This is a genomic window from Cutibacterium equinum (genome assembly GCF_028021195.1).
GTDB classification, from domain to species: Bacteria; Actinomycetota; Actinomycetes; order Propionibacteriales; family Propionibacteriaceae; genus Cutibacterium; species Cutibacterium equinum.
In genome coordinates this window covers 2,146,522-2,171,828 of the sequence record NZ_CP115668.1, presented here as the reverse complement: position 1 = coordinate 2,171,828, position 25,307 = coordinate 2,146,522, and the positions used below count along the sequence as shown (strand labels likewise).

The window sequence follows — 25,307 nt, the reverse complement described above, 5'->3', positions numbered from 1 at the left end:
GTGGTCATTGAGGTGTGGTTGGCGGCCGTCTTCGTGGGAGATGGAGGATGTTGCTGCACGTGTGGTTGAGTGGTGTAACCAGGTAGGTGGTCTTTATCCCGAGTTGAGCGAATGGCGATTTACCGCAGATTCAAAACGGGCGGCGTTGGCCACCCCAGTGGTGACCGAGCACGAGTTGGTCCGAAATCTCGTGGCCGACGGGGGCTTCGCCTCTATCTGGGCCCCGCAGGGTCATCTCAGCGTAGACGTCAGCGCGGATGATTACGCGAAGCGGAAGAATTTGTTTCGTTTCGCGGCAGGGGGGAGAAGAGCACCGGCCAATGTGGACGAGAATGATGAGGATGTGGCCATGGCGATGACAGAGATGGCCTGTCGCATTTTTTCGCCTGAGTATGTCAACTGCGGGAGGGCGGAATTGGAGCCGATGCTTGCGGGTGGCTCTCTTTTATCGGCGGTGAACTATGCGCCGCGGGACACATATGATTCGTATCCGGATTTTGTGCGGGCGGCGCGGGTCATACGCACGACAGCGGAGGGAGTGTTCTTCGCTTGCCCCGACAACGACTAACAGGTGCCCGCGGGTCGAGGGCCTCGACCTGTCTTGAGCCCACAGAGGCCATTGCGAGAATCTCGTTTCGGCGCGGTGACTGTCCCTGCTCGCTGCTCGGCTGTGAATAGTTCCTCATCGTTCGACCATGAGGAGTCGTTATCTCGAGTGGATATTTGCCGAAGACAGGGCTGTTTCAGAGGTGCGTCGGCTGGGTCCTGAGGAGATTAAGATCAGTCATGTGCCTTTTCTTCGGTAGTTTCGTTGTTGTGAGCAGGAGATGATGTGTGATGTGGTCATTGAGGTGTGGTTGGCGGCCGTCTTCGTGGGAGATGGAGGATGTTGCTGCACGTGTGGTTGAGTGGTGTAGCCAGGTGGGTGGTTTTTATCCTGAGTTGAGCGAATGGCGATTTACTGCAGGTTCGAAGCGGGCGGCGTTGGCCACACCAGTGGTAACCGAGCACGAGTTGGTCCGAAATCTCGTGGCCGACGGGGGCTTGGCCTCTATCTGGGCCCCGCAGGGTCCTCTTCGCGTGGACGTCAGCGCGAGTGATTATGCGAAGCGGAAGAATTTGTTTCGCTTCGCGGCAGGGGGGAGGAGATCACCGGCGAACGTGGATGAGGACGATGAGGATGTGGCCATGGCGATGGCGGAGATGACCTGTCGCATTTTTTCGCCTGAGTATGTTAACTGCGGGAAAGAGGAATTGGAGTTGATGCTTGACGGCCGTGCTCTTGTGTCAGCGGTGAACTATGCGCGGCGCGACAGATATGATTCGTATCCGGATTTTGTGCGGGCGGCGCGGGTCATACGCACGACAGAAGAGGGAGTCTTCTTCGCTCGCCCCGACAACGACTAACAGGTGGCCGCGGGTCGAGGGCCTCGACCTGTCTTGAGCCCACAGAGGCCATTGCGAGAATCATCGTTTCGGCGCGGTGACCGTCCCTGCTCGCTGCTCGGCTGTGAATAGTTCCTCATCGTTCGACCGTGAGGAGTCGTTATCTCAGGTGGATGTTTACCGAAGACAGGGCTGTTTCAGAGGTGCGTCGGCTGGGTCCTGAGGAGATTAAGATCAGTCATGTGCCTTTTCTTCGGTAGTTTCGTTGTTGTGAGCAGGAGATGATGTGTGATGTGGTCATTGAGGTGTGGTTGGCGGCCGTCTTCGTGGGAGATGGAGGATGTTGCTGCACGTGTGGTTGAGTGGTGTAGCCAGGTGGGTGGTTTTTATCCTGAGTTGAGCGAATGGCGATTTACTGCAGGTTCGAAGCGGGCGGCGTTGGCCACACCAGTGGTGACCGAGCATGAGTTGGTCCGACGTCTCGTGGCCAAGGCGGGTATCGCCTCTATCTGGGCCCCGCAGGGTCCTCTTCGCGTGGACGTCGACGCGGATGATTATGCGAAGCGGAAGAATTTGTTTCGCTTCGCGGCAGGGGGGAGGAGATCACCGGCGAACGTGGATGAGGACGATGAGGATGTGGCCATGGCGATGGCGGAGATGGCCTGTCGTATTTTTTCGCCTGAGTATGTTAACTGCGGGACGGCGGAATTGGAGCCGATGCTTGACGACGGATCTCTTTTATCGGCGGTGAACTATGCGCGGCGCGACAGATATGATTCGTATCCGGATTTTGTGCGGGCGGCGCGGGTCATCCGTACCACAGCGGAGGGGATTTTCTTCGCTCGCCCCGACGAGGACTAACAGGTGGCCGCGGGTCGAGGGCCTCGACCTGTCTTGAGCCCACAGAGGCCATTGCGAGAGGCAACGTTTCGGCGCGGTGACCGTCCCTGCTCGCTGCTCGGCTGTGAATAGTTCCTCATCGTTCGACCGTGAGGAGTCGTTATCTCAGGTGGATGTTTACCGAAGACAGGGCTGTTTCAGAGGTGCGTCGGCTGGGTCCTGCGAAGATTAAGATCAGTCATGTCCCTTGTATTCGGTAGTTTCGTTGTTGTGAGCAGGAGATGATGTGTGATGTGGTCATTGAGGTGTGCGTGGCAGCTATCTTCTCCGAGAATGGAGGAGATCGCTGCACGTGTGGTTGAGTGGTGTAGCCAGGTGGGTGGTCTTTATCCTGAGTTGAGCGAATGGCGATTCACTGCAGACTCGGAGCGGGCAGTGTTGGCCACACCAGTGGCTATTGAGCAAGAGTTGGTCCGACGTCTCGTGGCCGAAGGAGGCTTCGCCTCTATCTGGGCCCCGCAGGGTGATCTCAACGTTCACCTCGACTTGGATACTTATGCGGAGCGGGAGGACCTGTTTCGCCTTGTGGCAATGGGGAGCTTACCGGGCGTCGTGGGCGAGGATGATGAGGATGTGGCCATGGTGATGGCGGAGATGGCCTGTCGTATTTTTTCGCCTGAGTATGTTAACTGCGGGAGGGCGGAATTAGGACCGAGGCTTCTAGACGGTTCTATTTTGTCGGCGGTGAACTATGCGCCGCGCGACACATATGATTCGTATCCGGATTTTGTGCGGGCGGCGCGGGTCATACGTACGACAGCGGAGGGAGTCTTCTTCGCTCGCCCCGACAACGACTAACAGGTGCTCGCGGGTCGAGGGCCTCGACCTGTCTTGAGCCCACAGAGGCCATTGCGAGAATCATCGTTTCGGTGCGGTGACTGTCCCTGCTCGCTGCTCGGCTGCGAGAAGTTCCTCATAGTTTGACAGTGAGGAGTCGTTATCCCGGGTGGAGTCGTGGGCACCGGTTGAGGCGTTACCAGACACGGTTCGGGTCACAGCCTGTCTTGGGTCACGCCACCCAGATGACGTGTTTCGGCTCGTTCTCGGAGGTCACTCCTGAGCAGTGTGGCACGGCTATTGAGATGAAAACTGCGGTCGAGGCTTTCTTGAGCGGATGCCCTGGTGCTGGTCTGCCGGTCCAAGCCACTGGTGAGGTCGCCACGGTCTACAACATCGCAGTCGAGGTCCTGCACGACTACTACGTTGCCGGCGACGGCGGATGGGTGCTGGCGCATAATGCGTCCTTGACGGGTTGGATCCGCCCGGACTTACTGCTAAGGGATGCTGAGGGCAACTTCATTTTCGTAGAGGTGAAGAATGGCCTCAAGGCACCATTCACGAAAAATCAAAGAAAGGCGATTCCGGCGTTTGGCTCAGATACCGAGTTGCGGGTCTTTGTTGATGCTGCGCGTGCGCTGGGTGAGGACCAGGCAGCGGAATGGGTACAGACGTGTTCACTTGGGGAACAGGCTGCGATGTGTGTTGTGTCGTCATGGTTGCAGTTGGATGTGTTGGCAGTGGGGGGTACAGGTGCCTCACTGGCTGGCTGAGGGTTTTGCGCCAGTCTTTGTCATGGAAGGTGTGCCGCGCACGCTGGCGCGGAAGCGTAGGAAGAAGATCGAGCGCAGTGAGTTCGAATTAGCTGATCGTATGTGCGGTGGCAAGATGGTCGCTGCTGTGCCGCAGGACAGCGTGATCCCCCCGCAGTTGCGAGATTTCTGGATGGGGGCTCGGTGAGTTATGTAGTGGCCTTTTGGCCAGAGGGTCTGTGCGACAACGGGCCGGACGCCGATTGGGCGGCTTGCTACGAACGGTTGAAGGGCACTCAGCGTGGTCCTGCTGGGCCTGTGGTTCGTGCGTTCCTGGCAGAGGTGACGGCGGAGTTGCCGGAGCGCGATGACGAGAGTTGTGTGTGGGCGGCGATGCCGTTGCTGGCGGAGGCTTCGGGAGAGTTGCTGCATGTGGCTTTGGGGAACAGCCTCATGCAGGAGTCGGTACCCGTGTTGCCGGAGATGGCAGAGCGCTATCATATGGTGTTCTTCGACCCTGGTTCCGGGATGCGGGTGCTCGGGTGGACCAGATTGGCCTTTTGGCCTAGCCGGGCTGGGCGACTTATGGAGGGGCGTGGGGAATACGGACGGATGATCTGCCGCGGAGAAGATCATTTTTGCGCGGAGACTTGAGAAAGATGGCGGCTGGCTAAATACAATTCACTCTATATATAGAGTATGAGTCTATTTCATGCTGAGGCTGTTGCGCATGGTATAGATATTCTCGAGAAGAACGGTTTGGAGAATTTTCTTGGTTGAGCAGATGAATTATGAAAAGGGCTTTGTTCCCCATGCCGGAGATGTGACCGCGATCTGTGTCGGGGAGCAGGAGTTCTTGGGTCGAGTCATTGATCCTGATCTGGAGATGGTGAAGGCCCCGGTGGTTCTGATGTATCAGTTCGATGCTGATGCCAGCCAGGTGGATCTTGGGGATGATCGGTCGTGCTTGCAGGCGTCAAGGAGGCTTGGCTCCTATGTCTTGGTGAACAAGAAGGAGTTTCGCCGGAAGTGGTTCCGCAGGGTGGCGAGTTTGGATTTTGAGCCCGGTGAACGTCTAGCGGTCCATCACTTCCGCATGGAGAACCGGGTTGTGGATGAGCATGGTCATCTCCTTGACTCGCCAGTGGAGCCGCTTCCGCGTTACGAGATGCTGAGTTCGTGGGGTCTGGCTTTGCAGGTTGCCGATGCCCAGGGTTGGCTGCTCGTCGATCCTGGCAGTGGGGGCGCTGCGGGGGCTTCTCGCATCGTGACCATTCATCGAGGCGAGTTGAAACTGGACCTGAACCGAGCGGCGGCTGTGCTGGGTCCCGCCCTCGAAGGTATGGGCATCGTGCCAGATGCGGCGTGGTGGGCCTCGATGGTCTCGTGGCTTGAGCCGACCCGTAGGCGGCATCTGGAATTCCATGTCGATGCTACTCACCTCGTGGCGACTGGGCCTGGACCTGACTTGCGCGCTGTGGCTGAGGGGATGGTGGAGCTAGTTGCGCATCCCGTATCAGCTCGGGAGGCGCTCCGTGCGGCGCTGGAAGCCGGGATCGATGTGACAGATCCCGCCACTGATTCCCCGTCTCTTCAGTAGGCTGCGGCTGCTATGGCCGATCCGCGTAATCTTTCGAGCGGATTGGTGCTAAGAAGGCGTGGCTGAGAGCGGAAAGGTTCCAGGGATGGGTACGCGGACGCGGCGGTTGCGGTTGTTTCTTGCTGATGTGGATCGGGAGCGGGCGTGGGAGGAGGTGCGTTCGCGTGTGCCGGGCACGAAGTTGCTGGATAACCGCTTGATTTCTTTGCCGCTGCCTGCGGAGGCGATCGTTGATTCGCCATCCCAGATCGCCGGGCCGATGTTGGTGTTGTGGTCTCCGGAGGTGGACCCGGGATACGCCACGCGCACAAGCCCGAAGGACCCGGATGAGCCAGAAGGTGGGACCATTGCATGGGTCAAGCGGGGCCCGCGACATGATGACGGCGTTGTTGAGCCTGATCAGGTGTCGACGGTGTGGGATCCGGAACTTGAGTCGATGACTCGGTTTTTTAATGAGGTGGCGAAGGCTTTGCGGGCGGTGACGCCGGGGCGGGTGACGTATTTTGATGGGACGCCGGTCCCGTCGGTGCGGGTGGGTGCTGATGCTGCCCAGAGGTCGTTGGCTGGCGAGATTGCGCTTGGTGAGGGGGTTGCGCGCTATCGCGTTGCCGAGAAGAAGAGCCGTCCCAAGAAGTAGCCCGGATACCGATTGGGAAACTTCTTCGTTTTGAAGCTGATCGGGCTGGTACCGGGCGGGCTGGCGGGCCAACGCTCATAGGGCGGGGCATCCCACCGACGATGAGGTCTTCGGGGAATAGGATCCTGCTAGAGGAGGCTTTTCCAGCCCCGGGGTGCGTTCTGAATGAAGGTCGACGCGGGGAGTGGCTCGGTATTTGATGGGAGTAGTCTCGATGGACCTCAGTGAGGCATGGGCGCAGTTGTGTGCCGCCAACGAGCGGTGGACGGCGTCTGATCTTCGGCCCATGTGGGAGCATGAAGGTCCTCGGCCTGGCTTGAGTGAGTCGGAGTGTTGGGATGTCCGTCGTCATCACCCAGAGGTGCCCGAAGCCTACGTGGAGGTTCTCCGGCTTGCTGACGGATGGCCTTCCTTTTATCAAGACTGCGTACTATTTGGGCGGCCTGAATTACGTTCTCGCCCGGGCATGATTGCCGAAGCGGCCAATCAGCTCGCGACGGATACCCCGTCGCTGGCTGACTGTTTTCTGGCTGCAGCTAGTCGCTCTGACGTGGATCAGTTCTTCCTCGAGACGGATCGTGGAGGGCGAGGCCGCGTATTCTGGTACGCAGGCTCGCTGGTAGACACCTTCGACGACATCCCGTCGTGGCTGGCCGCGATGGCGGCCTATCTCGATGAAGAGACGCAGGAGAATTTGGAGGCCTGATTCCGGCAGGAGAACCGTGAAGCCTCCCGGCGTGGAGCTGTCCGTGAGCGGAGTGCGAAGGGTGTGATGGCAATATAAAGACCCATGTTGAGGCCTAATTTTCGAGCTTATGAGTTGCAGATCACGGGTCGCCCTGAAGGCTACTATGTCAATGGCGTCGAGTTTGACGGTTTCCAGAATGGAGAACTCATTGATGCCAAGGGGCTCGGATATGAGAAACTACTACCCGCGAAGTGGAGTAAGGCTGCTAAAAAGCTCCAGAAGACGGCCCTCCACCAGCTAGAGGCGGCGGGGTCAACGCCCATCCATTGGATATTTGCCGAAGAAGAGGCTGCTCGGGCGGCGCGTAAGATCATTTCTACGAAGATTAAGATCAGTCATGTGCCTTTTCTTAGGTAGTTTCGTTGTTGTGAACAGGAGATGATGTGTGATGTGGTCATTGAGGTGTGGTTGGCGGCCGTCTTCGTGGGAGATGGAGGATGTTGCCGCGCGTGTGGTTGAGTGGTGTAATCAGGTGGGTGGTCTTTATCCTGAGTTGAGCGAATGGCGATTTACTGCAGACTCGAAACGGGCGGCGTTGGCCACCCCAGTAGTGACCGAGCACGAGTTGGTCCGAAATCTCGTGGCCGACGGGGGCTTGGCCTCTATCTGGGCCCCGCAGGGTCCTCTTCGCGTGAACGTCAGCGCGAATGATTATGCGAAGCGGAAGAATTTGTTTCGCTTCGCGGCAGGGGGGAGGAGATCACCGGCGAACGTGGATGAGGATGATGAGGATGTGGCCATGGCGATGACAGAGATGGCCTGTCGCATTTTTTCGCCTGAGTATGTTAACTGCGGGAGGACGGAATTGGAGCCGATGCTTGGCGACGGATCTCTTTTATCGGCGGTGAACTATGCGCCGCGGGACACGTATGATTCGTATCCGGATTTTGTGCGGGCGGCGCGGGTCATACGCACAACAGAAGAGGGAGTCTTCTTCGCTCGCCCCGACCACGACTGAGTGTCACTGGGTGTTTGCTGCGGAGCGCTGAGTTGGAGCCGGTGATCGACCGGCCAACGATCTTCCGGGGCCAGGCGGCAATGCGACGGTGATTGCTATCAATAAGCCTAGGGGGCGGAAATAGGTGGAAGAGAGGTTTGAGGGATGGGTACGCGGACGCGGCGGTTGCGGTTGTTTCTTACTGATGTGGATCGGGGGCGGGCGTGGGAGGAGGTGCGTTCGCGTGTGCCGGGCACGAAGTTGCTTGATCGCGACTTGCTCGCGTTGCCGCTGCCTGCGGAGGCGATCGTTGATTCGCCATCACAGATCGCCGGGCCGATGTTGGTGTTGTGGTCTCCGGAGGTGGATCCGGGGTTGGCTACGCGGACAAGCCCGAAGGACCCGGATGAGCCAGAAGGTGGGACCATTGCATGGGTCAAGTTGGCTCGATGGCCTGATGGCGCGGTGCAGCCTGATCAGGTGTCGGCGGTGTGGGATCCGGAACTTGAGTCGATGACTCGGTTTTTTAATGAGGTGGCGAAGGCTTTGCGGGCGGTGACGCCGGGGCGGGTGACGTATTTTGATGGGACGCCGGTGGCGTCGGTGCGGGTGGGTGCTGATGCTGTGCAGAGGTCGTTGGCTGGCGAGATTGCGCTTGGTGAGGGGGTCGCGAACTATCGTGCTGCTGAGGGCAAGCGCGGCAAAAAGGCATAGCCACGGTTTTTAGCAGAGGGTCTTGGTTCTGGTATGGCCATCGCGTTGGTGGGTAAGAGTTCGTAAGCGGGGGAACTTGGTTCTAAGAAGGTTCGTGGAGTTGTCTCGCATGGGGAGGCTGTATTTGAGCATCCGAAGCCGAAGAGGATGCCGACCGCGATCTCGATCGATAACACCCGTCATGGTCAAGGGCTATTCGAGGGACTGCATCGGTGGAAGATCTGATGCATGGGAAACGCATGGGTACCTATAGTGTGAATTTTAAAAAAGGGAAGACTGTGTCGCTGGAAAGGGTGCGGAAGCGACGGGCAGTGAACTTATTGGTACGGAAATTCAGTTTTATCTGAAGCGTGATTAGGATAAGGGCGATATCGAGGATGATCCGAACTTTGAGGAGTACTTGGATGGTGTGGCGTCGTTCTTGAACTATGTGGCCGACAAATTGGACCAGAAGAGCTTGCGTGTGTCGGACTTGCGCTGGTTTCCGGAGGTTCCTGACGATGAGCCTACGTTGTGGACTGGCCGGCAGATGGAGTCACACGAGGCGATCCGGTGGTATGTGGAGGGCCTGCGCCACTACGAATGGGGTTGCACTCTTGTCGGTGATGGGTGGTGGATCCGTGCAGACCACGATTCGTGTGGGGCGATCATGCTGTGCGATGCCGGTCCCCGCGAACTCAGGTTGGAGTTGGACGGGCCAGCGTGTATGGGCTTTGACGTGTGGCCACAGGTATCTCGAGAAGACGAGGATCTTCATTTCATTACAGAGGAGGCCGACGATAACTTCTGGAATTCTCGAGAGGAAATCCTTGTCGATGTTGATGTTGTAGTGATCGAGGTTTCTCACTATGGGTATAGCGCATTTCGTGCATGGAAGTGTCCGGCCCGGGATTTGGGGCAGGTTCGTTCGCAGTTGCGTCCAAATGGATTGGTATGGGTGTTCTGGGCCGATGGCTTACCGTTGTTGAGTCAGTGCCCTGTGCTAGTGTTGACGTTCGACGATATTTTATTGGTTCGGGAGTCGTCATTGGAGGTCACGCTAGTCCCCAACCCGAAGCACTTGACCTCGCTTGAGGAGCGTGATGCTGTTCTGGCAGAGGGCGATGGATATGTGATTTTACTAGCGATTTCTGGCGGAACGCAGTGCTTGACCCCGATATTGATGGCACCTTCTATAAACGGGAATGGGGACGTTTTTAGCCAGGAGGATCGCCACGAGGGTCCAGGTCTCGTGGCCCACTGTCAAACGATGGGCCGACCGCTAACGGGCCGGCGACACGATCTATCAGAGGGTGGCTGCAGGCGGTGTGGATTGGGTACAGGTCGGCGTCAGTGTTGCGCTAGGCGGGATCGGCGGTGCGGAACTTGGTGCCGTTCGGGCTGCTTCGACTAACGGTGTGTGGGCGGTTGCCGCGAGTTCCCTGGTGAATGGGGCCGTTCGTGGCGGAGCGAGTACGCTTGCATATGGCCTAGGCCATGATGGGCCGGCGACGGTGCGCGGTTATGTTGGTTTTTTCGCTGGTGGGTTCGTTGCCGGCGGTATTTCCGGAGTGGCTGGTCCTGAAGGTGGCACCATCGCCAAGGCACTGACCGGCTAAGCTGCCGGGCGTCTTGCAGTAGGGTCCACGGTTGCGTTGAGTGCGGCGGGTGCAGGCGGAGGGGATTTGGTAGCACAATTGATTGCGGATCCAGGGCAGGACATCGACTGGAAGTCTGCTGGGAAGTCCACTCTCGTTGGCGCTGGCTGGACGGCGTTGTTGGGGCATACTGTTCCCACCTCGCCGGGCACAACGACGCTCAGTCAGTACTCGTACTTCGGCACGCGGCTGAAGTCTTTCGGACCCAACGCGAAGAGTGTGATCGGCTCAGCGGGTATCGGGGGCATTACTACGCTTCTTCCGGTGCTGACGTGATGAGCGGGTCGGTGAGGTGGCCGGCGGCACAGCGGTCGCGTTTGTGGTGGTCAGTGGGCTGTGGGGTAGCAGCCTTGGTTGTGGCGTGTGTGTGGCTGCCTGTTGCTTGGTCGCTGGCGATGGTGCTGGTGGGGATCGTGGCAGGGATTGTTGTGGGTTTGTTGCCAGGCTGGTGGGGTGGCGTTGCTGCTGTGGCGGCTGTGGTGGGGCTGCTGATCTTGCCCAGGGAGCAGTCTTCGGCGTGGATCGTTGTCAGGGCACTGTCGTTGTTGTGCGGCGTTGGAGGAGGAACGGTGATCCAGAGGTTGTGGGGGCTGCGGGGTAGGCTCGAGCCGGGGAGTTTGGGCACGGTGGTGGTGTCCGAGCGGGAGCGCGTAGCGGTTGAGGATGTGACTGCGGCGCCCTTGCTTTCCGCTCTTGGGGAGCCGGGGTCGTTGATGGGGGTGTTTCGCCGCGACGGCAGTGAGTTGCGTGTGCTGAGGGATACTTCGCACGGGTGGGTGGTCATGCATACGGCTGGTAAGGGCCGGACGCTGCAGGAGCACCTGATGGTGCGAGTGGGAGCTGATCCGGATGATCCCACTGCGGTCTCGATGAAACTGGCAGGGGAGTCATTCTTCTTCCCGATGGCGTGGTTCTGCGATGAGGCAGAGGCGCTGGCGGCAGTGGAAGTTTTCGTGCGGGACGGCTCCATGGCTGTGGAGGGGACCTGGGTGGCGGCTTCTCGCACCCGTGAGCTGTTCGTGCCACCACCGCTGCAGCAGTTGTGACCGCTCCTGCGAGACGCGTCTGTGGGCAGTAGCCCGGACTTTGGGTCGTGGCCGGGCTCGACGGCGAGCTGCCGGCGCGCCTGCTGGATGGTGTCGCAGGCGTGACAACTACCATGAAGCTATCGCCAGCGCATGGCTGCTGTCTCACGAGGGGCTCTCGGCGGCTACGCTGGGCATTGCCTCTCAAGACGTTGATCACAGTGTTGGGATCCCTGTCGAAGGGCAAAGCGGTGCCAATTGGGTGAATCGGTGGTCAATCCGGCTTGGCAGGTAGGGCGTAGCGAACAAGAGGCTCTGCGCGCTGGGCGCAGCATGTGAGGGACCCCGAGTTCACGCTGGTGCACGGGTATGAGGAAGGCGTCCGCTAGCCAGGTCGGACCGCAAGATTCCTCTACCGAAGCACCCGCATCCCGGAACCAGGGCCGAAGAACACCAGTTGCCGTTCATGACGCAGACTAGGGGTTGTGTGAGGCCCAGCCGACACTCAAGAAGTATCTTGAATTGCCCCGGTGAGTCCGGGAACTCAGTGGTGTGACAGTTCCAGCTCCTTCTGGGCGGGGTGTGGACAGCGTAGTAGGGCTGCTCCAGTTTCGGTCGGATCTCGGGATACATCCGCACCGCCCGGGTCCTCAACTCAGCGGGGTAGCGCTTGTTCGTGTTGACTGACATAACTCCGACCTTTCCAAAGTTCAGAGTCTCGGGATATCCCGGGGCGATTCAATACCATTCGCGCTCCTATCGGTGGGAAGATTGAGTCAAACGAGAACGAGAGAAGATCAATGGTCGTCATTGGCGAATACACAACCTCCAGAGGTGTCCGCGTCCTGTGCAGGTCAAACGTCCGTCTGACGCCGATTGACGGTGATCGTCTGCCAGCGCCGCGAGCCGTACTCTCCCTCTGTGATGGTGCTGGGCGGTCCCTCGGTATGGTATGGATGAAACTCCGAGATGACAGCTTCGTGCTGTCGAATGTGGAGTTGACACGCCAGCGGCAAGGTATCGGTACGGGTCTTGTAGAAATGCTGCTCAACAATTTCCCTACCCATTCAATCGCCGGTGAAGCTCCAAATCATAATGCAGTTGTCTGGCATCTCCACTTAGAATGTAAGTTCGGGGACAGAATGATCCGCTTCACGGAAAATGAAATTCTGCAGAATGCATCAAAGTCAGATGCTGACTTGTACTTCGGTCGCAAGCAGCGTGTCTGCTCAGAGCACCAGTAGTCCGAACTGGCCGCAGACGCTGCTGGTGTGGTGGTCGCCTGTTCGTCGGATGGCGCGGTCGACGGCCATGATGGTGGCCACGACGCCGTCGATCTTCTCGGTGGACTTTGATGGCGAGATGGTGTGCTTACTCGATCTTTGCGCGCATGCCAGCAGATACACAGGCGGTGTAACCCCAGATGCCTTCACACTTGGCCAGCACCATGCGGTGAAGATTATCGCCAGCTCACGGTCACCTCGGCGAGCCTGCTGGAAGGGGCTGAGACCCACACTGCGCCGAATATTGCCCTGGCTGCCATCAAGTACGCCGACCTGTCGAATGGTTTGCAGAAGGACTACGTGTCCGACGCCGAGCGTATGGTGCAGACCACTGGCGACACCGGCCCTTACCTGCAGTACGCCCACGCTCGCGGTCTGGACTTGTTGGGTATTGACGCTCCCGACCGAATGTGATCATGGCACTCCGACGGTGGTGCGCACGCGTCGAGTCGGTTAGTCCCCACCGATGATCGGACACGGTCGCGGCTGTTAGGCTGGTTGTGTCCGTGATGCGATGGGTAACGTCGCCCATCTTGCGCATCGTCATGTCGTTGCCTGGGTGAATGACCACTCAGGCACATGTGGGAAAGGATGAACGTCATGGCATTCAATTTGAAGAATCGTCATCTGTTGTCGCTGGCACATCACAGCACCGAGGAGATCGAGTTCCTCGTCCGGCTCGCTGCCCAGCTCAAGCAGGCCAAGTATTGCGGGACCGAGCAGCCCATGCTCGAGGGGAAGAACATCGCCCTCATCTTCGAGAAATCGTCGACCCGCACCCGGTGCGCCTTCGAAGTAGCGGCCCATGATCAGGGCGCACACGTGACGTATTTGGGTCCGAGTGGATCCCACATCGGTCACAAGGAGTCCATGAAGGACACCGCCCGGGTGCTGGGACGCATGTATGACGCCATCGAATATCGCGGGTTCCATCAATCCGTCGTCGAGGAGTTGGCCGAATACGCTGGAGTCCCGGTGTTCAATGGTCTGACCGACGAGTTTCACCCCACTCAGATGCTCGCCGACGCCCTGACCATGCAGGAGCACGCTCACAAGCCCTTCCACGAGATCACGTTCGCCTACGTCGGCGACGGTCGAAACAACATGGGCCGTTCCCTCCTGCTGCTGGGTGCCAAGCTCGGTATGGACGTCAGGATTGGAGCCCCGGAGGGTCTGCAGCCCGAGGCTGAACTCGTCGAGCAGTGCCAGGCGTGGGCCAAGGAATCGGGTGGCAAGGTGCTTGTCACGGCGTCGGCCGAGGAAGCCGTCCGTGACGTCGACTTCATTCACACGGATGTGTGGGTGTCGATGGGTGAGCCTGTGGAGAGTTGGGGCGAGCGGATCGACACCCTCATGCCGTTCCAGATCAACGATGATCTGGTCAAGGCTGCCAACAATCCGCGTGTCAAGGTCATGCACTGCCTGCCTGCCTTCCACAACGCCGAGACGACGGTGGGCGCCGAGATCGCCGAAACCTACCCGCAGCTAACCAATGGCATCGAGGTCACCGAGTCGGTCTTCGAGTCCCCGGCGTGCATCGCCTTTGACCAGGCGGAGAACCGCATGCACACCATCAAAGCGGTCATGGTCGCCTCCCTGGCTTGACGGTGGGACGGGAGGAAGAACCCATGAGAATCTTGGTCGCATTGGGCGGCAATGCTCTGCTGCGACGTGGTCAACCCATGACGGCAGACAATCAGCGCGCCAATGTGAGGATTGCGGCTGAGCGGATCAAGGAGGTCGCCGTCGATCATGAGGTCGTCGTGGCTCACGGCAACGGCCCCCAGGTGGGGCTGCTGGCCTTGCAGTCGACGGCCTACCAGGAAGTCGGCATCTATCCGTTGGACGTGCTGGGCGCCGAGTCCCAAGCCATGATCGGTTACATGATCGAGCAGGAGCTCGGCAATGTCATGCCCAAGGAGCAGCAGATCGTCACCATGATCACGATGACGGTCGTCGACGCCGATGATCCTGCCTTCGACAACCCCACCAAACCGATCGGTCCGGTCTACGACAAGGAGACTGCCGAAAAGTTGGCAGCCGAGAAGGGGTGGTCCATCGCTGCCGACGGCGAGTACTACCGCCGAGTGGTGGCATCCCCCCAGCCGCGCAACATCGTCGAGCAGAAAGCCATCCGTCAACTGGTCGATTCCGGCGTCCTGGTCGTGTGTGCGGGCGGCGGGGGCATTCCGTGTGTCTTCGACGAGGAGGGCAACCTTCATGGTGTCGAAGCTGTCATCGACAAGGACTTGGCATCGGCGGAGTTGGCGGTGAGAGCCGGGGCTGATCTGCTCGTCATCGCCACCGACGTTGACGGCGTCTATGAGAACTGGGGTACCCCCGATCAGACGTTCATCAAGGAGATGCGTGCCGAGGACGCCCTGAATGCGAGGTTTGCGGCGGGGTCGATGGGGCCGAAGGTGCGGGCAGCCTGTAACTTCGCCCTGGCGACCGGAAAGCGTGCTGTGATCGGTTCCCTCGAGGATATTCGCGGTCTGGTTGATGGTACCTGCGGGACGGCGATCGTCTCCGACTCATCTGGAGACGTCGAGCTTCACTGATCAGTTCACGCACGAGTGCCGCAGACGTGGATGTCTGCGGCACTCGTGACAATTATGGACGTTCCTCGATGGTTCGGGCGTCGACGAGGTTGAGTCTCATGATCTTTCCGATCAGGCCACGCGCGGTAAACAACACCGAGATGGCCTCGACGACCAGGACGGTTGTTCCGATAGTCGCCAGGATGCTGAATCTGGTGTTGGCGAGCTGGGAGCACATGAAGGCCACACCGATGACGAGGCTGTGACGTCGGCCTGCGGGCACCCCGCGGGACGTGGTCCAGGCCAGGTGGGCTGTCCCCATCCCCGGAGAGACGCCGAGGCGTCCAGTCATGGCAATGATGACGTAGACGAGGTTGAAAGCCACGAGAAGCGATGTCCCGTAGGTCGTCAGGGCATGTTCGGCGGCAGCCTTGTTCTGAGGGTTGTGGTAGAGGATGACCATCACGATCGCGGCTGTGACGCCCATGGCTGCGATGTCGATGAGAATAACCCACCAGACGTCAATGAGGAGGGCGAGGAACCGTCGTCCCTTCGTGACTGCGCGCGGCTCGTCGGCCTGCTTCTCCATCGTTTCTGGGGCCTGCGAGAAGTGCGGGGCAAACGTCGTGGCGAGGACGCCGAGGACGCCACCGAGGGTGTTGGTGATGAGGTCGTTGATGTCAGCGACGCGGTATTGGCAGTTGGATAGGAACCAGTTTCCGGTGTACTGGGTGAGCTCGATGCCTAGGGAGGTTCCGAGGCTGAACAGCATCGCGGCCCAGGGGCGCATCCGGAGCAATCGGACGGCAAAAAAGCCCAGTGGAACGAAAAGGGCGATGTTGAGCACCATTTGCAGCATTGGCGGGCTGGTGAGCACCTGCGTGATGGGTTCGCCGGCGAGCTGGTGGGCCATGTCGCGGAAGTACTCTGTGGGATCGAGGATGAAGCGACGCGGATGGGCTGCGCAGTATTCATCGGACAGTGGGGGCACCGGGAAGATCGTGTAGGCGATGAGCGCGCTGACGTACACGAAATTGGTGAAGATCAGCACCATTCGTCCGAAAGAGGGTGCGCCGAAGCGCCTGAACTGGTGGATGAGTACGGGGACGAATGCGACGACGCTGATGCCTGCGCCAATGAGTACCGAGATGAGTGACTTTGCGAGCATGAGTCCTTCCAGCGATGGGCTAAGGCCAATATGACAGGGCAGGGTATCGGCAAGCATCCTCCCGCGGAACGAAAACCAAGTCGAACTTGGGTTGTGGGGCTGTTTGACAAGGACGCTAAGATAATGAGAACCGTTATCAACTATGTGAGACTATGACGAACAGGAGGATCATGAAGGTCAGGAACTCCCTGCGATCCCTCAAGAACCAGCCCGGCTCCCAGGTGGTACGCCGCCGTGGCCGTGTCTATGTCATCAACAAGAAGAACCCACGGTTCAAGGCTCGTCAGGGCTGAGCCCACGCGCTGGCTGCCCCGGCGACGGCCGGGAATGAGCGATCGCCCGTCTCAATCTGAGACGGGCGATCGCTGCGTCACCGCGTCACTGCGCGCGTGCCGTGGTGGCCTTCGCGTCGACGAGATGGAGATGCATGATCTTGGCGATGATGCCCCGTTCGTCCCATAGCAGCGAGACGGCCTCAAGGAACAGGATGACGATGCCGATCGACGCGAACATGCCAACTGATGTCTTGCCGAAGACCGAGAGGATGAAGGCCGCACCGATGACGAGGGTGTGAACTCGTCCAGACGGGCGCCCATCCGCGTCAACCCACGCGAGATGCATGGCGTTGGTTCCAGGCGAGAAGCCGAAGCGTCCCGCCGCAGAGACGATGACATAACCGATATTGATGGCCAGGAGAAGTGCGGTGCCGATCGGGTGTATGGCCGACTCGATGGCGGTCGTGCGGGTGATGTCGCTGAGCTCGTACAGCGCGGTGCCGCCCGTGAAGAGGCCCCACCCGATGCCGTTGAGGGCGAACACGAACATCACATCGACGAGCAGGGCACCGAATCGCTGCCCCCTTGTTGCCGGCCTGGACTCACCTGCGCTCCCTGTGGGGCTTGATGACTTGTGCTCCTTGCGAGTCTTGACGATGAGGGTGGGGATGGCGAGGACTATGAGAATGGCGATGGCAATGAGACCAAGGATGAGCTGTTGACTGGTCATGATGTCCTTCCTCGTCATTGGGCGATGATCGGGATGGTGTCCACCGTGCCAGTGGGGCGGATCATCAGACATCGTGCTGCGGTACCAAAAGTGAGTGGTACACGGGTTTGATCGCAGCGATAGCGGGAGGAAGTACGATCGCCCATCCTTTCCGGATGGGCGATCGTGACTGTGATGCAGGGTTACTCAGGTCTCAGTCGTCGTTCTCGGCCTTCGTGGCGGCCTGCGCGACCTGCTCCTCGCTGACGTCAGGGTGATCCAGACGCCACTGGGCCTGCCAAGCTGCGCCGATGATGCCGGCACGGTTGAACAGCTGAGCCGGGACGATCGGTGTCTCCAGGTCGAGGTACTGGAAGAACTTCTCGTGATCCTTGGAGACACCTCCACCGACCACGAAGAGGTCGGGGGAGAAAAGCATCTCGACAACCTCGTAGTAGGGCTGCAGACGCTTGGTCGCCCAATCCTTGTAGGACATCTTCTTGCGGTCCTTGACCGAGGACGCGGCGCGTTTCTCGGCATCGTGGCCGTCGATCTCCAAGTGACCGAGTTCGGTGTTGGGCAGCAGGACGCCATTGTTGATGACAGCCGACCCGATGCCAGTACCCAGGGTGGTGAGGATGACGACGCCCGGGACGCCCTTCGCCGCGCCGTAGTGGACCTCGCCCAGGCCAGCGGCGTCGGCGTCGTTGAGGACAGTCACGGGACGGCCGAGGGCCTCACTGATGTAGTTCTCGGCGTGCAAACCAGCCCAACCCTGGTCGAGGTTGGAGATGAAGGGAATGACGCCGTGGCGTGCCGGGGCGGGGAAGGAGATGCCGACCGGTCCGTCGCCAATGGTGGGGGCGAAGTTGTCGACAATCTCGCGCAGCACGGCGACGACGTTCTCGGGGGACGACTTCTCAGGGGTGGGGATACGAAGTCTCGGTTCGGCGAAGTCTCCGATGTCGAGGTCTACCGGGGCCCCCTTGATCCCGGAGCCGCCGACGTCAATTCCCAGCACGTTGCTCATGGCGACAAGGGTAGTGGGTGGTGGCGGAAGGAGGGGAGACCGAGGTCAGAGGCGGTTACCGATGGTGAGCGGTGTCGAGTGGGTCCGTCTGACCAGGGTGAGACCGGTCGGGGTCGCGCAGTTCCCGGGCCCGGGCGGCATGGGTGCGGTCCATCTGGCCCATGACAAAGGTGCGCGCATCCGATGCGTCGAGGTTGGTACACGACACCGTCACCGGACCCGACGGGGTGTGCACAGACACATCGGCCAGTCCGAGCTGACGCTGCAGCGGACCCTGTGCCAGCCGTACCGACTGAGATCGGGCGTGCGGGACGACGCTCAGGGTGCGGTTGAACAGCCCCTGCCGTGTTACGACGACCTCGTCGTCAAACCCCCAGGCAATGACCTTCTGGTCGAACCAGCGGAACCACCGGGCTCGTTTCGGGATGCCGTTGAGGTGCACCGAATCCAGCCGGAACCCTGGCCACAAGGCGTCAAGGGCGGCGCGGACCTGGGCGTCGTCGCCGATGGGCAGCAGAACGGTCGACTGTTCGACGTCCGACAGACCAGCGCCACCGAGCACCGTCATTGTGATACGGGACAATCCGAACGGACGCCACAGCAGCGGCGTGACCACCTCCACTGCTTGCACCCTGTGTACCGGGACGGTGCGCGTCGTGAGGCTGGTCAGACCGTGGACGGCTTTGAGGGCACCTGCCGACCTCAGCAGACGGAACTTCCACGCGGCGTCGAGCTGCTTCCACACCACCCCGATCATGGACAGCGATACGGCCAGGATGGCGGCAATACCGAGAGGCTGATGGGCGGCGACGCTGAGGACGATTGACGCGATCAGGGCCAATACTTGGAAGACGAACGTCATCGACAAGAACCCGGCGATGAGGGCTCGCTTGGCTGTGACGTTGACGATTTCGTGCTCGTCTCGGCGTCGATCCCACCATTGAGATCCGACACCGTCACCTGCACTGTCGGTAGGAGACGGGGCGGCGTCGCGGTGTGCTCGCGAGATGAGCAGGTCGCGCAGATCGTAGGCCTCGCTACGTTTCAAGAACTCGATCTTCTTGGAGTCGGACGCTCCGACGTCGATGTTGAGGCTCGCCAGACCGACGATCCGGGCGGCGAAGGGCTGGACGACGTCGATTCCTTGAATCTTGGACAGGGCCAGCCGATCGGATTCGTGGGTGATGAAGCGGTGCTCGATGCGCACTTCGTCCTCGTCGATGTGGAACCTCGTGGTCGCCCACACGAAGGCTCCCACAATGATCTGCAGGATGGCCACGACGACGATGATGCTTCCGCCGAATCCCAGTTCGCGGACGGACAACGAGCGCAGGTCCTTGCCGTCCTGGAGCAACTGCTTGAGCAGGATGAAGGCTGCGGCAGCGATGACCATCCAGCCGCGCACCAAAGGGGTGGCCCAGTGTGGGCGTCTCTCCACGACCCCCTCGGGCGCAGGCTGCTCGACAACCGGGGCGGGGGGAATGGTGATGTCGCGTCGGTCCTCGTCGAGGCGCTGTTGATCTGGGGTCACAGGGCCGCGTCCTTCTCCTCGGCCATCTCCGTGATCCGGTCGCGTAGGGCCTTGGCCTCCTCGGCGGGCAGACCATCAATCGAGGCGTTGGTCGCCATCGCTGCGGTGACCAGCTCCACGGATGCCACACCCCAGTGCCGGTCGACGGGGCCAGCCTTGATCTCGACGGCCTGCATCCTGCCATAGGGCACGATGACCATCTCCCGGAACCACGGCCCGGAGCGAATGCACAGGTCGCTTCCCCGTTCGCACCAGCCCATCGCAGCCACGACGGCCGGCATCCGCGAAAACCGCCATCCGGTGAGGACCAAGCCAACTACGGCGGCGATGACACCAGCCCACCAGGTCACGAAGATTCCCAGCACGACGGCGAGAATGACTGTCTGGATGCCCCAGGTCAGGCAGACCATGAGCCTCTTGACGGTCACGAATTGCGGGGATACCGGGTGCCATTCGCCTCCTGGCGGGCTGAAGAGATCGTCCACGGCACGCAACATTAACAAGGGGTGATGCTAGTCCCAAGGCATACTTTGGCGCTGGTGTCGCGACGTACTGTGGTCGCGAATCCGCGACGAGGGCCGTTGCGGCGCCCTGCAGCCTTGGCGACCGCTACCGCTGGCTTGTCGGCGGTGCGACGGGGCAGCATGTGAAGGTAATAGGTCGTCTTGACTCCCATGCGCCATGCAGCGGTGTAGAGGTCCTCCATGTCACCGACCGACCGGGACGCCAGGTAGATGTTTCGGCTGATGGCCTGGTCCACCCACTTCTGGGCCCGGGCAGCCACGTTGAGGTAGGCCATCGGGTCGAGGGTGGAGGAGGTGCCGTATACACGTCGCAGTGAGGCCGGGATGGCGTCGATCTGACTGGGATCGCCCTGGTGACGCAGCACTTCCTCGCGCACCTTCTCCCACAGCCCGAGCTTCTTGAGGTCGGCCACGAGGTTGGGGTTGACCTCGAGGAACGTCCCGTCCGAGCTCGTTCGGGAGAACACGTGGGACACTTGCGGGTCCAGGCCCGGGGTCGTGCCGGCAACCAGGCCAATCGACGCCGTTGGGGCGATGGCCATGACGGTGGCATTGCGCATCCCTTGGCTCACCTTGGCGCGCAGCCCGTCCCAGTCCATCCGCGTCGTCCGGTCGACGTCAACGGGTATGCCACGGTCATGCTCGAGGACGGTCAGGGTGTCGACCGGGACCATTCCCTTCGACCAGCCGGAGCCCTCGAACATCGGGTACGAGCCACGCTCGACGGCCAGGTCAACAGAGGTGTCGATGGCGTGCCAACTGATGAACTCGATCACCCGGTCGACGATCTCGCAGGCCTCGGGGGAGTCATAGGGCACCCGCACCTGCTCGAGCATGTCCGTCAGCCCCATGACGCCCAGGCCGATGGCCCGGTTCTCCAGATTGGAACGCTCGGCCTGGGGCACCGCCGAGGCAGTGATGTCGACGAGGTTGTCCAGGTGACGTACCGCCAGGCGAGTGGTGGCGGCCAGTTGCTGCCAGTCCATGCGACGTTTCCCCCGCGGACCGACGAGGTGCCCGGCGAGGTTCACCGAAGCCAGATTGCACACCGAGGTGTGGTCGCGATCCTGGGGAAGGCAGATCTCGGTGCACAGATTCGAGGAGTGAATCGTCCCGGTGTTGTTGTTCAACGCACGGGTGTTGACGCTGTCCTTCCATGTCAGCCACGGGTGGGACGTCGTCTGCAGGCTCACCAGGATGGCCCGGAACTGCTCGCGGGCGGTGGTGCGATGGAACCGCGTGATCGCCCCGGCCTCGGCCTGCTCGATGTAGTGGGCGTACCGCTTCGAGAAGGCCGACCCGGTCAGCTCGGTGAGATCGGGGGTCTCGGCGGGGTCGAAGAGGTACCAGTCCTCGTCCTTGGCGACCCGCTTCATGAACTCGTCGGAGATCCACACCGCAGTGTCGGCGTTGCGGGTGCGTCGGTAAGGATCACCGGAGTCGCGCCGCAGATCGAGGAACTGCGGGAAATCCATGTGCCAGTTCTCCATGTAGAAGCACAGCGAGCCGAGTTTCTCCCCGTCCCGCGAGACTGCCTGCAGCGTCGAATCGATGGTGTGCATGACAGGGATCGGCCCAGTCGAGGCGGTGTTGCCGGAGCGAAGCGGTGACCCCTCGCAGCGCAGATCCGACATCGAAACGCCCATGCCGCCGGTGCCCTTGGTGATCCACATGACGTCACGGATCGTCCGAGCGATGTGCTCGAGGTCATCCTCGGTGCGCATGACGAAGCAGGTGGACAGCTGACCAGCCGGGGTTCCCGCGTTGACGAGGGTCGATTCGGCCGCGAGGTGACGCAGGTTGCTCATCGAGTCATACAAGGCCAGCGCCGAGGAGGTCGGATCATCCTCGGTCAGGCTGAGCCCCATCGCCACGCGCATCCAGAAGTACTGAGGCACCTCCAATGCCTGATTGTCGGTGCGCAAGAGGTAACGGTTGACGATGGTGCGCACGGCGGTGAAGTTGAGGAGGTCGTCACGAGTCGGGTCGATGGCGTCCGCCAGGGCGTCAAGGTCAAAGACCTGGCCCAGACGCTGGTCGAGGTGACCGCCGGAGACGAGACTGTTGATCGTGCTCGGGAAGCAGAGACGGTGCAGATCGCGCACCCGATCCGGGGCGACGTCACCCACGATGTCATGGGTGTTGCCGAAGACCTCCTTGTACAGCTTCTTGACCGCGATACGGCTTGCGATGGTGTCAAAGGCCGGGTCGTCCTTGGCATTGCCCAGGGCTACCTGAATGACGGCCTCGTCCAGGGCATCGGTGGTGATGCCGTCGAACAGGGTGATCTCCACCTCAGCCTGCAGCAGGGTTGCCCGGGCGACGGCGTCGTCCAGCCCACGGGCTGAATCCATGATGGATGCGGCGACTTCGTTGCCGTCGTAGGGGGCCAGGGATCCGTCGCGTTTGCGGACGCGGATGGTTGAAATGGGGTCGGCGCTCATTGCAATTCCTCCGTGCGATGCCGTAGGCACGCGACCGGGCGGAATGCGGCGGGGACACTGGTCCCCATGAACGCTGCGATACTTCCCGCGAGATCGCGAACCGGGCCCCGCGGTTGCGGGACCACACCTGGCAGGTCTTCGGACTCACGAGCACTTTTTGCCTACTGGCCGTCGCTTCCCATGCCGAAGCACAGTGCGTGATGACGGCGGTCGTTCTCGTACACCGCTGCGGGGCAGCTCCGGATTCTCACCGGATTCCCTCTTGGCCCGTGCGAACACGGGAACCATGTGCACTGGTCACTATATGAACGCTGATCAAGGACAGTCAACGCATGTTGTGGGGAGTCCGACGTTGGTAGGCTTGCGCCATGACGGTCCCGGACGACTGGCGGATTGGTGATGCTGAGCGCGCTCGGGCAACGGACATCCTCGACAATGCGTGGGTCGAGGGAAAGCTCACGCGCGATGAACATGACGAACGCGTCGAGGCTGCTTTGCAGGCCCGCACCTATGGCGATCTGGGCGGGTTGCTCTCTGACCTGGGCGCGACGGTCGAGAACATTGCCCTGCCCGCTGTGGGCCATCAGGGAGACCCCGTGCGCGTCGCTCCCGGCCCGGATACCGACCGCATGATCTGCATCATGAGCGACACGGTCTGGGCCTCTGGACGAACGATGGCCAAGCACACCAACGTCATCGGCATCATGGGGGATCCGTGCTTCGACCTGACGTCCATGTCGTGGGCAAGTCGTCACATCACCATCGATCTGACGATCTTCATGTGCGACGCGACTCTCCTGGTACCCGACGGGGTGCGCATCGAGGACTCGATGTCGCACGTTCTCGGAGAAGTCAAGGTCCTCGGACTCTCCCAGCCAGGCCCCGATGCCCCGGTCCTCACCTTGAGCGGGACGAACATCCTCAGTGACGTCGTCATCTTCGGCCCTGGATCCAAGAAGTTCGCAAAGCACAAAAAGAGATGGAATCGCTGACGTTCGTCGGCCCGGTCCGCTCACAAGGGTCATTCCAAGGGGGACAGGGCCGTCACCGTGACAATCCATTGCTTGTTGACGAGGATCAGCGCCAGGCTCCTCGGAACCTCGCCGGATGCCACGGGGCGTCCTCGTTGGGAACACCCAGCTCGTGAGCGGCGCGCAACGGCCAATTGGTGTCACGCAGGGCTGCTCGACCGACCATGACGGCGTCGGCGCTGCCGTCTTCGACCAGCTTCTCGGCCAGCTCTGCGGTCCAGATCATGCCGACGGTGGCGGTGGGAATCCCTGCCTCGGCGCGTATCCGTGCCGCCAGATCAGCCTGGTAGGCCGGGGCGACGGGGATGGGTGCCGATGAGTTACCACCCGAGGAAGCGTCCAGCAGGTCGACGCCGGCCTCGGCAAAACGACGCGACAATTCGACGGAGTCCTCGACCTGCCAGCCGTCGTCTCGCCAGTCAGTGACCGACAGGCGCGCCAGCAGGGGCATGTCGTCGGGGATGGCGCCGCGTACAACCCGCGCGACCTCCAAAGGCAGACGGACACGTCCGTCGAAGTCACCTCCCCAGCCGTCGGTGCGGGTGTTGGACAGCGGTGAGTAGAACTGGTGCAGCAGGTAACCGTGGGCGCTGTGAATCTCGACGGCGTCGAACCCGGCTTCCACGGCTCGCGCTGCAGCGGTGCGGAAGTCGTCGATGACCTTCGCGATGCCGTCCTCGTCCAGGGCTGCCACGGGCAGGCCGACGTACTGCTTTCCGTCAGCCGGTGCGTCAGTCGGGCCGACCGGAATCCAGCCGCCCCGTTCGGGAGGCACCACAGCACCGTGGAATCCTGGCCACCACTTCTCGGTGGAAGCCTTACGGCCAGCGTGGCCCAACTGCACGGCGATCGTGCCGCCCAGTTGGTGAACAGCATCGGTGACGGTGCGCCACGCCGCTATCTGGTTGTCATTCCACAACCCGGTGTCATAAGGGCTGATGCGCCCTTCCGGGCTCACTGCGGTGGCCTCGGCGACGATGAGGCCGAAGCCACCCACAGCGAAGGAGCCGTAGTGAACCAGATGCCAGGTGCCCGGGATCCCATCCTGGGACTCCACTGCGTACTGGCACATGGGTGGCAACCAGACTCGGTTGCGCACCGTCAATCCACGAAGGGTGAGGGGCTGGAAGAGCAGCGGTGACGTCATGACTCCATGACATCACGCTGCTCAACCCTCACGGGCCTCACGGATGAAAGTGATAGTTCGGAGTCCACTCGCGCACGGACGTCACCTGGACCGCCGTCTTGGGGTAGGGGTCCGCCTCGAGCAGATGGTCGAGGGCTGCACGGTCAGGGACGGTGTAGATGAGTACCGCTCCGCTGCCGTCGGCCAGTGGGCCAGCGTTGACGAGTTGGCCACGCTCGAGCATCCTGTCAAGGTTCACGAGGTGGGCCGGACGTGCCGCCATGCGCTCTTCGGAATGGGCGGGGTCGTAATGGGTTTCGACGATGAAAACTGCCATGGCCCAATGCTATTGGGGCGTGGGCCAGGACTGAAGGGTCGACAAGGCGCCAGAAATCCACACCCCGGGCGTCACGGCGGGCAATACGCAGCACACCTCACTTGCCGAGGTGGTATCAGGGCTTGTCAGACTGTGATTCAGGGGACGGTGACGGCAAACGTGCGCGGTCTTGCACGGCAGCGGGAACATTGACCGC

At 60.9% G+C, this 25,307-nt stretch carries 26 protein-coding genes, 3 pseudogenes and 1 riboswitch; of the genes and pseudogenes, 17 read left to right on the top strand and 12 right to left on the bottom strand.

Translation table 11 applies throughout. From position 1 onward, the window contains the following. Positions 1-40: 40 nt before the first annotated feature. The 11 genes from O6R08_RS09910 (at position 41) to O6R08_RS09865 (ending at position 8,451) form a co-directional block, all read left to right on the top strand. Positions 41-568, top strand: a complete 528-nt coding sequence (locus tag O6R08_RS09910; protein WP_271417955.1) for a hypothetical protein — start codon at positions 41-43, stop codon at positions 566-568. Between the two features lie 593 nt (positions 569-1,161). After that, a complete protein-coding gene (locus O6R08_RS09905; protein ID WP_271417954.1) occupies positions 1,162-1,407 on the top strand; it encodes a hypothetical protein in 246 nt (81 codons plus the stop codon). A gap of 312 nt (positions 1,408-1,719) precedes the next feature. Next, positions 1,720-2,247, top strand: coding sequence for a hypothetical protein (locus O6R08_RS09900; protein ID WP_271417953.1), 528 nt, complete (start codon positions 1,720-1,722; stop codon positions 2,245-2,247). Positions 2,248-2,559: 312 nt separating this feature from the next. Then, positions 2,560-3,084 (top strand): hypothetical protein, encoded by a 525-nt coding sequence (locus tag O6R08_RS09895; RefSeq protein ID WP_271417952.1) that lies wholly within the window; start codon positions 2,560-2,562, stop codon positions 3,082-3,084. 284 nt (positions 3,085-3,368) lie between these two features. Next, positions 3,369-3,836 carry a hypothetical protein gene (locus tag O6R08_RS09890; protein WP_271417951.1) on the top strand — a complete coding sequence of 156 codons (468 nt, stop codon included), beginning with the start codon at positions 3,369-3,371 and terminating at the stop codon, positions 3,834-3,836. Positions 3,837-4,599: 763 nt separating this feature from the next. Further along, on the top strand, positions 4,600-5,415 hold the full coding sequence (locus O6R08_RS09885) for a hypothetical protein (RefSeq protein WP_004809520.1): 816 nt from the start codon (positions 4,600-4,602) through the stop codon (positions 5,413-5,415). Positions 5,416-5,473: 58 nt separating this feature from the next. Then, positions 5,474-6,052 carry a DNA ligase gene (locus tag O6R08_RS09880; protein WP_271417950.1) on the top strand — a complete coding sequence of 193 codons (579 nt, stop codon included), beginning with the start codon at positions 5,474-5,476 and terminating at the stop codon, positions 6,050-6,052. Positions 6,053-6,518: 466 nt separating this feature from the next. Then, complete coding sequence (locus O6R08_RS09875) at positions 6,519-6,758, top strand: hypothetical protein (RefSeq protein WP_271417949.1); 240 nt, start codon at positions 6,519-6,521, stop codon at positions 6,756-6,758. 84 nt (positions 6,759-6,842) lie between these two features. After that, positions 6,843-7,157, top strand: a complete 315-nt coding sequence (locus O6R08_RS11465; protein ID WP_408640105.1) for a Tox-REase-5 domain-containing protein — start codon at positions 6,843-6,845, stop codon at positions 7,155-7,157. Between the two features lie 355 nt (positions 7,158-7,512). Continuing rightward, on the top strand, positions 7,513-7,758 hold the full coding sequence (locus O6R08_RS09870; protein WP_271417948.1) for a hypothetical protein: 246 nt from the start codon (positions 7,513-7,515) through the stop codon (positions 7,756-7,758). Positions 7,759-7,971: 213 nt separating this feature from the next. After that, positions 7,972-8,451 (top strand): DNA ligase, encoded by a 480-nt coding sequence (locus tag O6R08_RS09865; protein WP_271417947.1) that lies wholly within the window; start codon positions 7,972-7,974, stop codon positions 8,449-8,451. Between the two features lie 535 nt (positions 8,452-8,986). Here the strand turns inward: O6R08_RS09865 and O6R08_RS09860 are convergent. Then, positions 8,987-9,298 carry a hypothetical protein gene (locus O6R08_RS09860; RefSeq protein WP_271417946.1) on the bottom strand — a complete coding sequence of 104 codons (312 nt, stop codon included), beginning with the start codon at positions 9,296-9,298 and terminating at the stop codon, positions 8,987-8,989. Between the two features lie 1,203 nt (positions 9,299-10,501). On the opposite strand from O6R08_RS09860, the gene O6R08_RS09855 reads away from it, so the two are divergent. Beyond that, positions 10,502-11,134 (top strand): hypothetical protein, encoded by a 633-nt coding sequence (locus O6R08_RS09855; protein WP_271417945.1) that lies wholly within the window; start codon positions 10,502-10,504, stop codon positions 11,132-11,134. 1,208 nt (positions 11,135-12,342) lie between these two features. Here the strand turns inward: O6R08_RS09855 and O6R08_RS09850 are convergent. Continuing rightward, positions 12,343-12,519: a hypothetical protein gene (locus O6R08_RS09850; protein ID WP_237721899.1), complete on the bottom strand. Its 177-nt coding sequence runs from the start codon at positions 12,517-12,519 to the stop codon at positions 12,343-12,345. Positions 12,520-12,603: 84 nt separating this feature from the next. On the opposite strand from O6R08_RS09850, the pseudogene O6R08_RS09845 reads away from it, so the two are divergent. The 3 genes and pseudogenes from O6R08_RS09845 to arcC form a co-directional block, all read left to right on the top strand. Then, positions 12,604-12,783 (top strand): annotated as a pseudogene (locus O6R08_RS09845) (arginine--tRNA ligase); the annotation flags it as partial. Between the two features lie 213 nt (positions 12,784-12,996). Beyond that, positions 12,997-14,001, top strand: a complete 1,005-nt coding sequence (locus O6R08_RS09840) for an ornithine carbamoyltransferase (protein ID WP_271417944.1) — start codon at positions 12,997-12,999, stop codon at positions 13,999-14,001. Positions 14,002-14,024: 23 nt separating this feature from the next. Continuing rightward, positions 14,025-14,957: a carbamate kinase gene (gene arcC / locus O6R08_RS09835; protein WP_271417943.1), complete on the top strand. Its 933-nt coding sequence runs from the start codon at positions 14,025-14,027 to the stop codon at positions 14,955-14,957. 52 nt (positions 14,958-15,009) lie between these two features. Here arcC and O6R08_RS09830 read toward each other — a convergent pair whose 3' ends face one another. Next, positions 15,010-16,104, bottom strand: a complete 1,095-nt coding sequence (locus tag O6R08_RS09830; protein WP_271417942.1) for a VanZ family protein — start codon at positions 16,102-16,104, stop codon at positions 15,010-15,012. 170 nt (positions 16,105-16,274) lie between these two features. On the opposite strand from O6R08_RS09830, the gene ykgO reads away from it, so the two are divergent. Beyond that, positions 16,275-16,397 (top strand): type B 50S ribosomal protein L36, encoded by a 123-nt coding sequence (ykgO, locus tag O6R08_RS09825; RefSeq protein ID WP_071346306.1) that lies wholly within the window; start codon positions 16,275-16,277, stop codon positions 16,395-16,397. An 85-nt stretch (positions 16,398-16,482) separates the two neighbouring features. Here ykgO and O6R08_RS09820 read toward each other — a convergent pair whose 3' ends face one another. The 7 genes and pseudogenes from O6R08_RS09820 to O6R08_RS09785 all read right to left on the bottom strand — a co-directional run bounded on the left by O6R08_RS09820 (position 16,483) and on the right by O6R08_RS09785 (position 22,617). Then, positions 16,483-17,109 (bottom strand): RDD family protein, encoded by a 627-nt coding sequence (locus O6R08_RS09820; protein ID WP_271417941.1) that lies wholly within the window; start codon positions 17,107-17,109, stop codon positions 16,483-16,485. Between the two features lie 193 nt (positions 17,110-17,302). Further along, on the bottom strand, positions 17,303-18,118 hold the full coding sequence (ppgK, locus tag O6R08_RS09815) for a polyphosphate--glucose phosphotransferase (protein ID WP_271417940.1): 816 nt from the start codon (positions 18,116-18,118) through the stop codon (positions 17,303-17,305). Positions 18,119-18,173: 55 nt separating this feature from the next. Further along, entirely contained in the window at positions 18,174-18,440 is a 267-nt protein-coding gene (locus tag O6R08_RS09810; RefSeq protein ID WP_271419360.1) for a PH domain-containing protein, read from the bottom strand. 69 nt (positions 18,441-18,509) lie between these two features. Further along, positions 18,510-18,875, bottom strand: a pseudogene (locus O6R08_RS09805) (PH domain-containing protein); the annotation flags it as partial. 264 nt (positions 18,876-19,139) lie between these two features. Next, positions 19,140-19,511 (bottom strand): annotated as a pseudogene (locus tag O6R08_RS09800) (PH domain-containing protein); the annotation flags it as partial. Between the two features lie 134 nt (positions 19,512-19,645). After that, complete coding sequence (locus O6R08_RS09795) at positions 19,646-19,909, bottom strand: PH domain-containing protein (RefSeq protein ID WP_271419359.1); 264 nt, start codon at positions 19,907-19,909, stop codon at positions 19,646-19,648. A 236-nt stretch (positions 19,910-20,145) separates the two neighbouring features. Further along, a complete protein-coding gene (locus tag O6R08_RS09785) occupies positions 20,146-22,617 on the bottom strand; it encodes a ribonucleoside-diphosphate reductase subunit alpha (RefSeq protein ID WP_333907893.1) in 2,472 nt (823 codons plus the stop codon). 112 nt (positions 22,618-22,729) lie between these two features. Beyond that, positions 22,730-22,921: riboswitch (cobalamin riboswitch) on the bottom strand. Between the two features lie 64 nt (positions 22,922-22,985). On the opposite strand from O6R08_RS09785, the gene O6R08_RS09780 reads away from it, so the two are divergent. Further along, the gene (locus tag O6R08_RS09780; RefSeq protein WP_271417939.1) at positions 22,986-23,609 is read left to right on the top strand and encodes a DUF1707 SHOCT-like domain-containing protein; all 624 of its coding nucleotides are present in this window, start codon (positions 22,986-22,988) and stop codon (positions 23,607-23,609) included. An 85-nt stretch (positions 23,610-23,694) separates the two neighbouring features. Here O6R08_RS09780 and O6R08_RS09775 read toward each other — a convergent pair whose 3' ends face one another. Next, complete coding sequence (locus O6R08_RS09775) at positions 23,695-24,795, bottom strand: NADH:flavin oxidoreductase/NADH oxidase (RefSeq protein ID WP_271417938.1); 1,101 nt, start codon at positions 24,793-24,795, stop codon at positions 23,695-23,697. Positions 24,796-24,832: 37 nt separating this feature from the next. Next, entirely contained in the window at positions 24,833-25,111 is a 279-nt protein-coding gene (locus O6R08_RS09770) for a YciI family protein (RefSeq protein WP_271417937.1), read from the bottom strand. Between the last annotated feature and the right edge of the window lie 196 nt (positions 25,112-25,307).

Excerpts from the sequence above, each read along its gene's own strand:
- O6R08_RS09895 (WP_271417952.1), top strand. The coding sequence starts at position 2,560 with ATGGAGGAGATCGCTGCACGTGTGGTTGAGTGGTGTAGCCAGGTGGGT.
- ykgO (WP_071346306.1), top strand. The coding sequence starts at position 16,275 with ATGAAGGTCAGGAACTCCCTGCGATCCCTCAAGAACCAGCCCGGCTCC.
- O6R08_RS09885 (WP_004809520.1), top strand. The coding sequence starts at position 4,600 with ATGAATTATGAAAAGGGCTTTGTTCCCCATGCCGGAGATGTGACCGCG.
- O6R08_RS09785 (WP_333907893.1), bottom strand. The coding sequence starts at position 22,617 with ATGAGCGCCGACCCCATTTCAACCATCCGCGTCCGCAAACGCGACGGA.
- O6R08_RS09770 (WP_271417937.1), bottom strand. The coding sequence starts at position 25,111 with ATGGCAGTTTTCATCGTCGAAACCCATTACGACCCCGCCCATTCCGAA.
- O6R08_RS09795 (WP_271419359.1), bottom strand. The coding sequence starts at position 19,909 with ATGGGCTGGTGCGAACGGGGAAGCGACCTGTGCATTCGCTCCGGGCCG.
- O6R08_RS09780 (WP_271417939.1), top strand. The coding sequence starts at position 22,986 with ATGACGGTCCCGGACGACTGGCGGATTGGTGATGCTGAGCGCGCTCGG.
- O6R08_RS09910 (WP_271417955.1), top strand. The coding sequence starts at position 41 with ATGGAGGATGTTGCTGCACGTGTGGTTGAGTGGTGTAACCAGGTAGGT.
- O6R08_RS11465 (WP_408640105.1), top strand. The coding sequence starts at position 6,843 with ATGTTGAGGCCTAATTTTCGAGCTTATGAGTTGCAGATCACGGGTCGC.
- O6R08_RS09820 (WP_271417941.1), bottom strand. The coding sequence starts at position 17,109 with ATGACCAGTCAACAGCTCATCCTTGGTCTCATTGCCATCGCCATTCTC.
- O6R08_RS09775 (WP_271417938.1), bottom strand. The coding sequence starts at position 24,795 with ATGACGTCACCGCTGCTCTTCCAGCCCCTCACCCTTCGTGGATTGACG.
- O6R08_RS09830 (WP_271417942.1), bottom strand. The coding sequence starts at position 16,104 with ATGCTCGCAAAGTCACTCATCTCGGTACTCATTGGCGCAGGCATCAGC.
- O6R08_RS09900 (WP_271417953.1), top strand. The coding sequence starts at position 1,720 with ATGGAGGATGTTGCTGCACGTGTGGTTGAGTGGTGTAGCCAGGTGGGT.
- ppgK (WP_271417940.1), bottom strand. The coding sequence starts at position 18,118 with ATGAGCAACGTGCTGGGAATTGACGTCGGCGGCTCCGGGATCAAGGGG.
- arcC (WP_271417943.1), top strand. The coding sequence starts at position 14,025 with ATGAGAATCTTGGTCGCATTGGGCGGCAATGCTCTGCTGCGACGTGGT.
- O6R08_RS09875 (WP_271417949.1), top strand. The coding sequence starts at position 6,519 with ATGATTGCCGAAGCGGCCAATCAGCTCGCGACGGATACCCCGTCGCTG.
- O6R08_RS09890 (WP_271417951.1), top strand. The coding sequence starts at position 3,369 with ATGAAAACTGCGGTCGAGGCTTTCTTGAGCGGATGCCCTGGTGCTGGT.
- O6R08_RS09840 (WP_271417944.1), top strand. The coding sequence starts at position 12,997 with ATGGCATTCAATTTGAAGAATCGTCATCTGTTGTCGCTGGCACATCAC.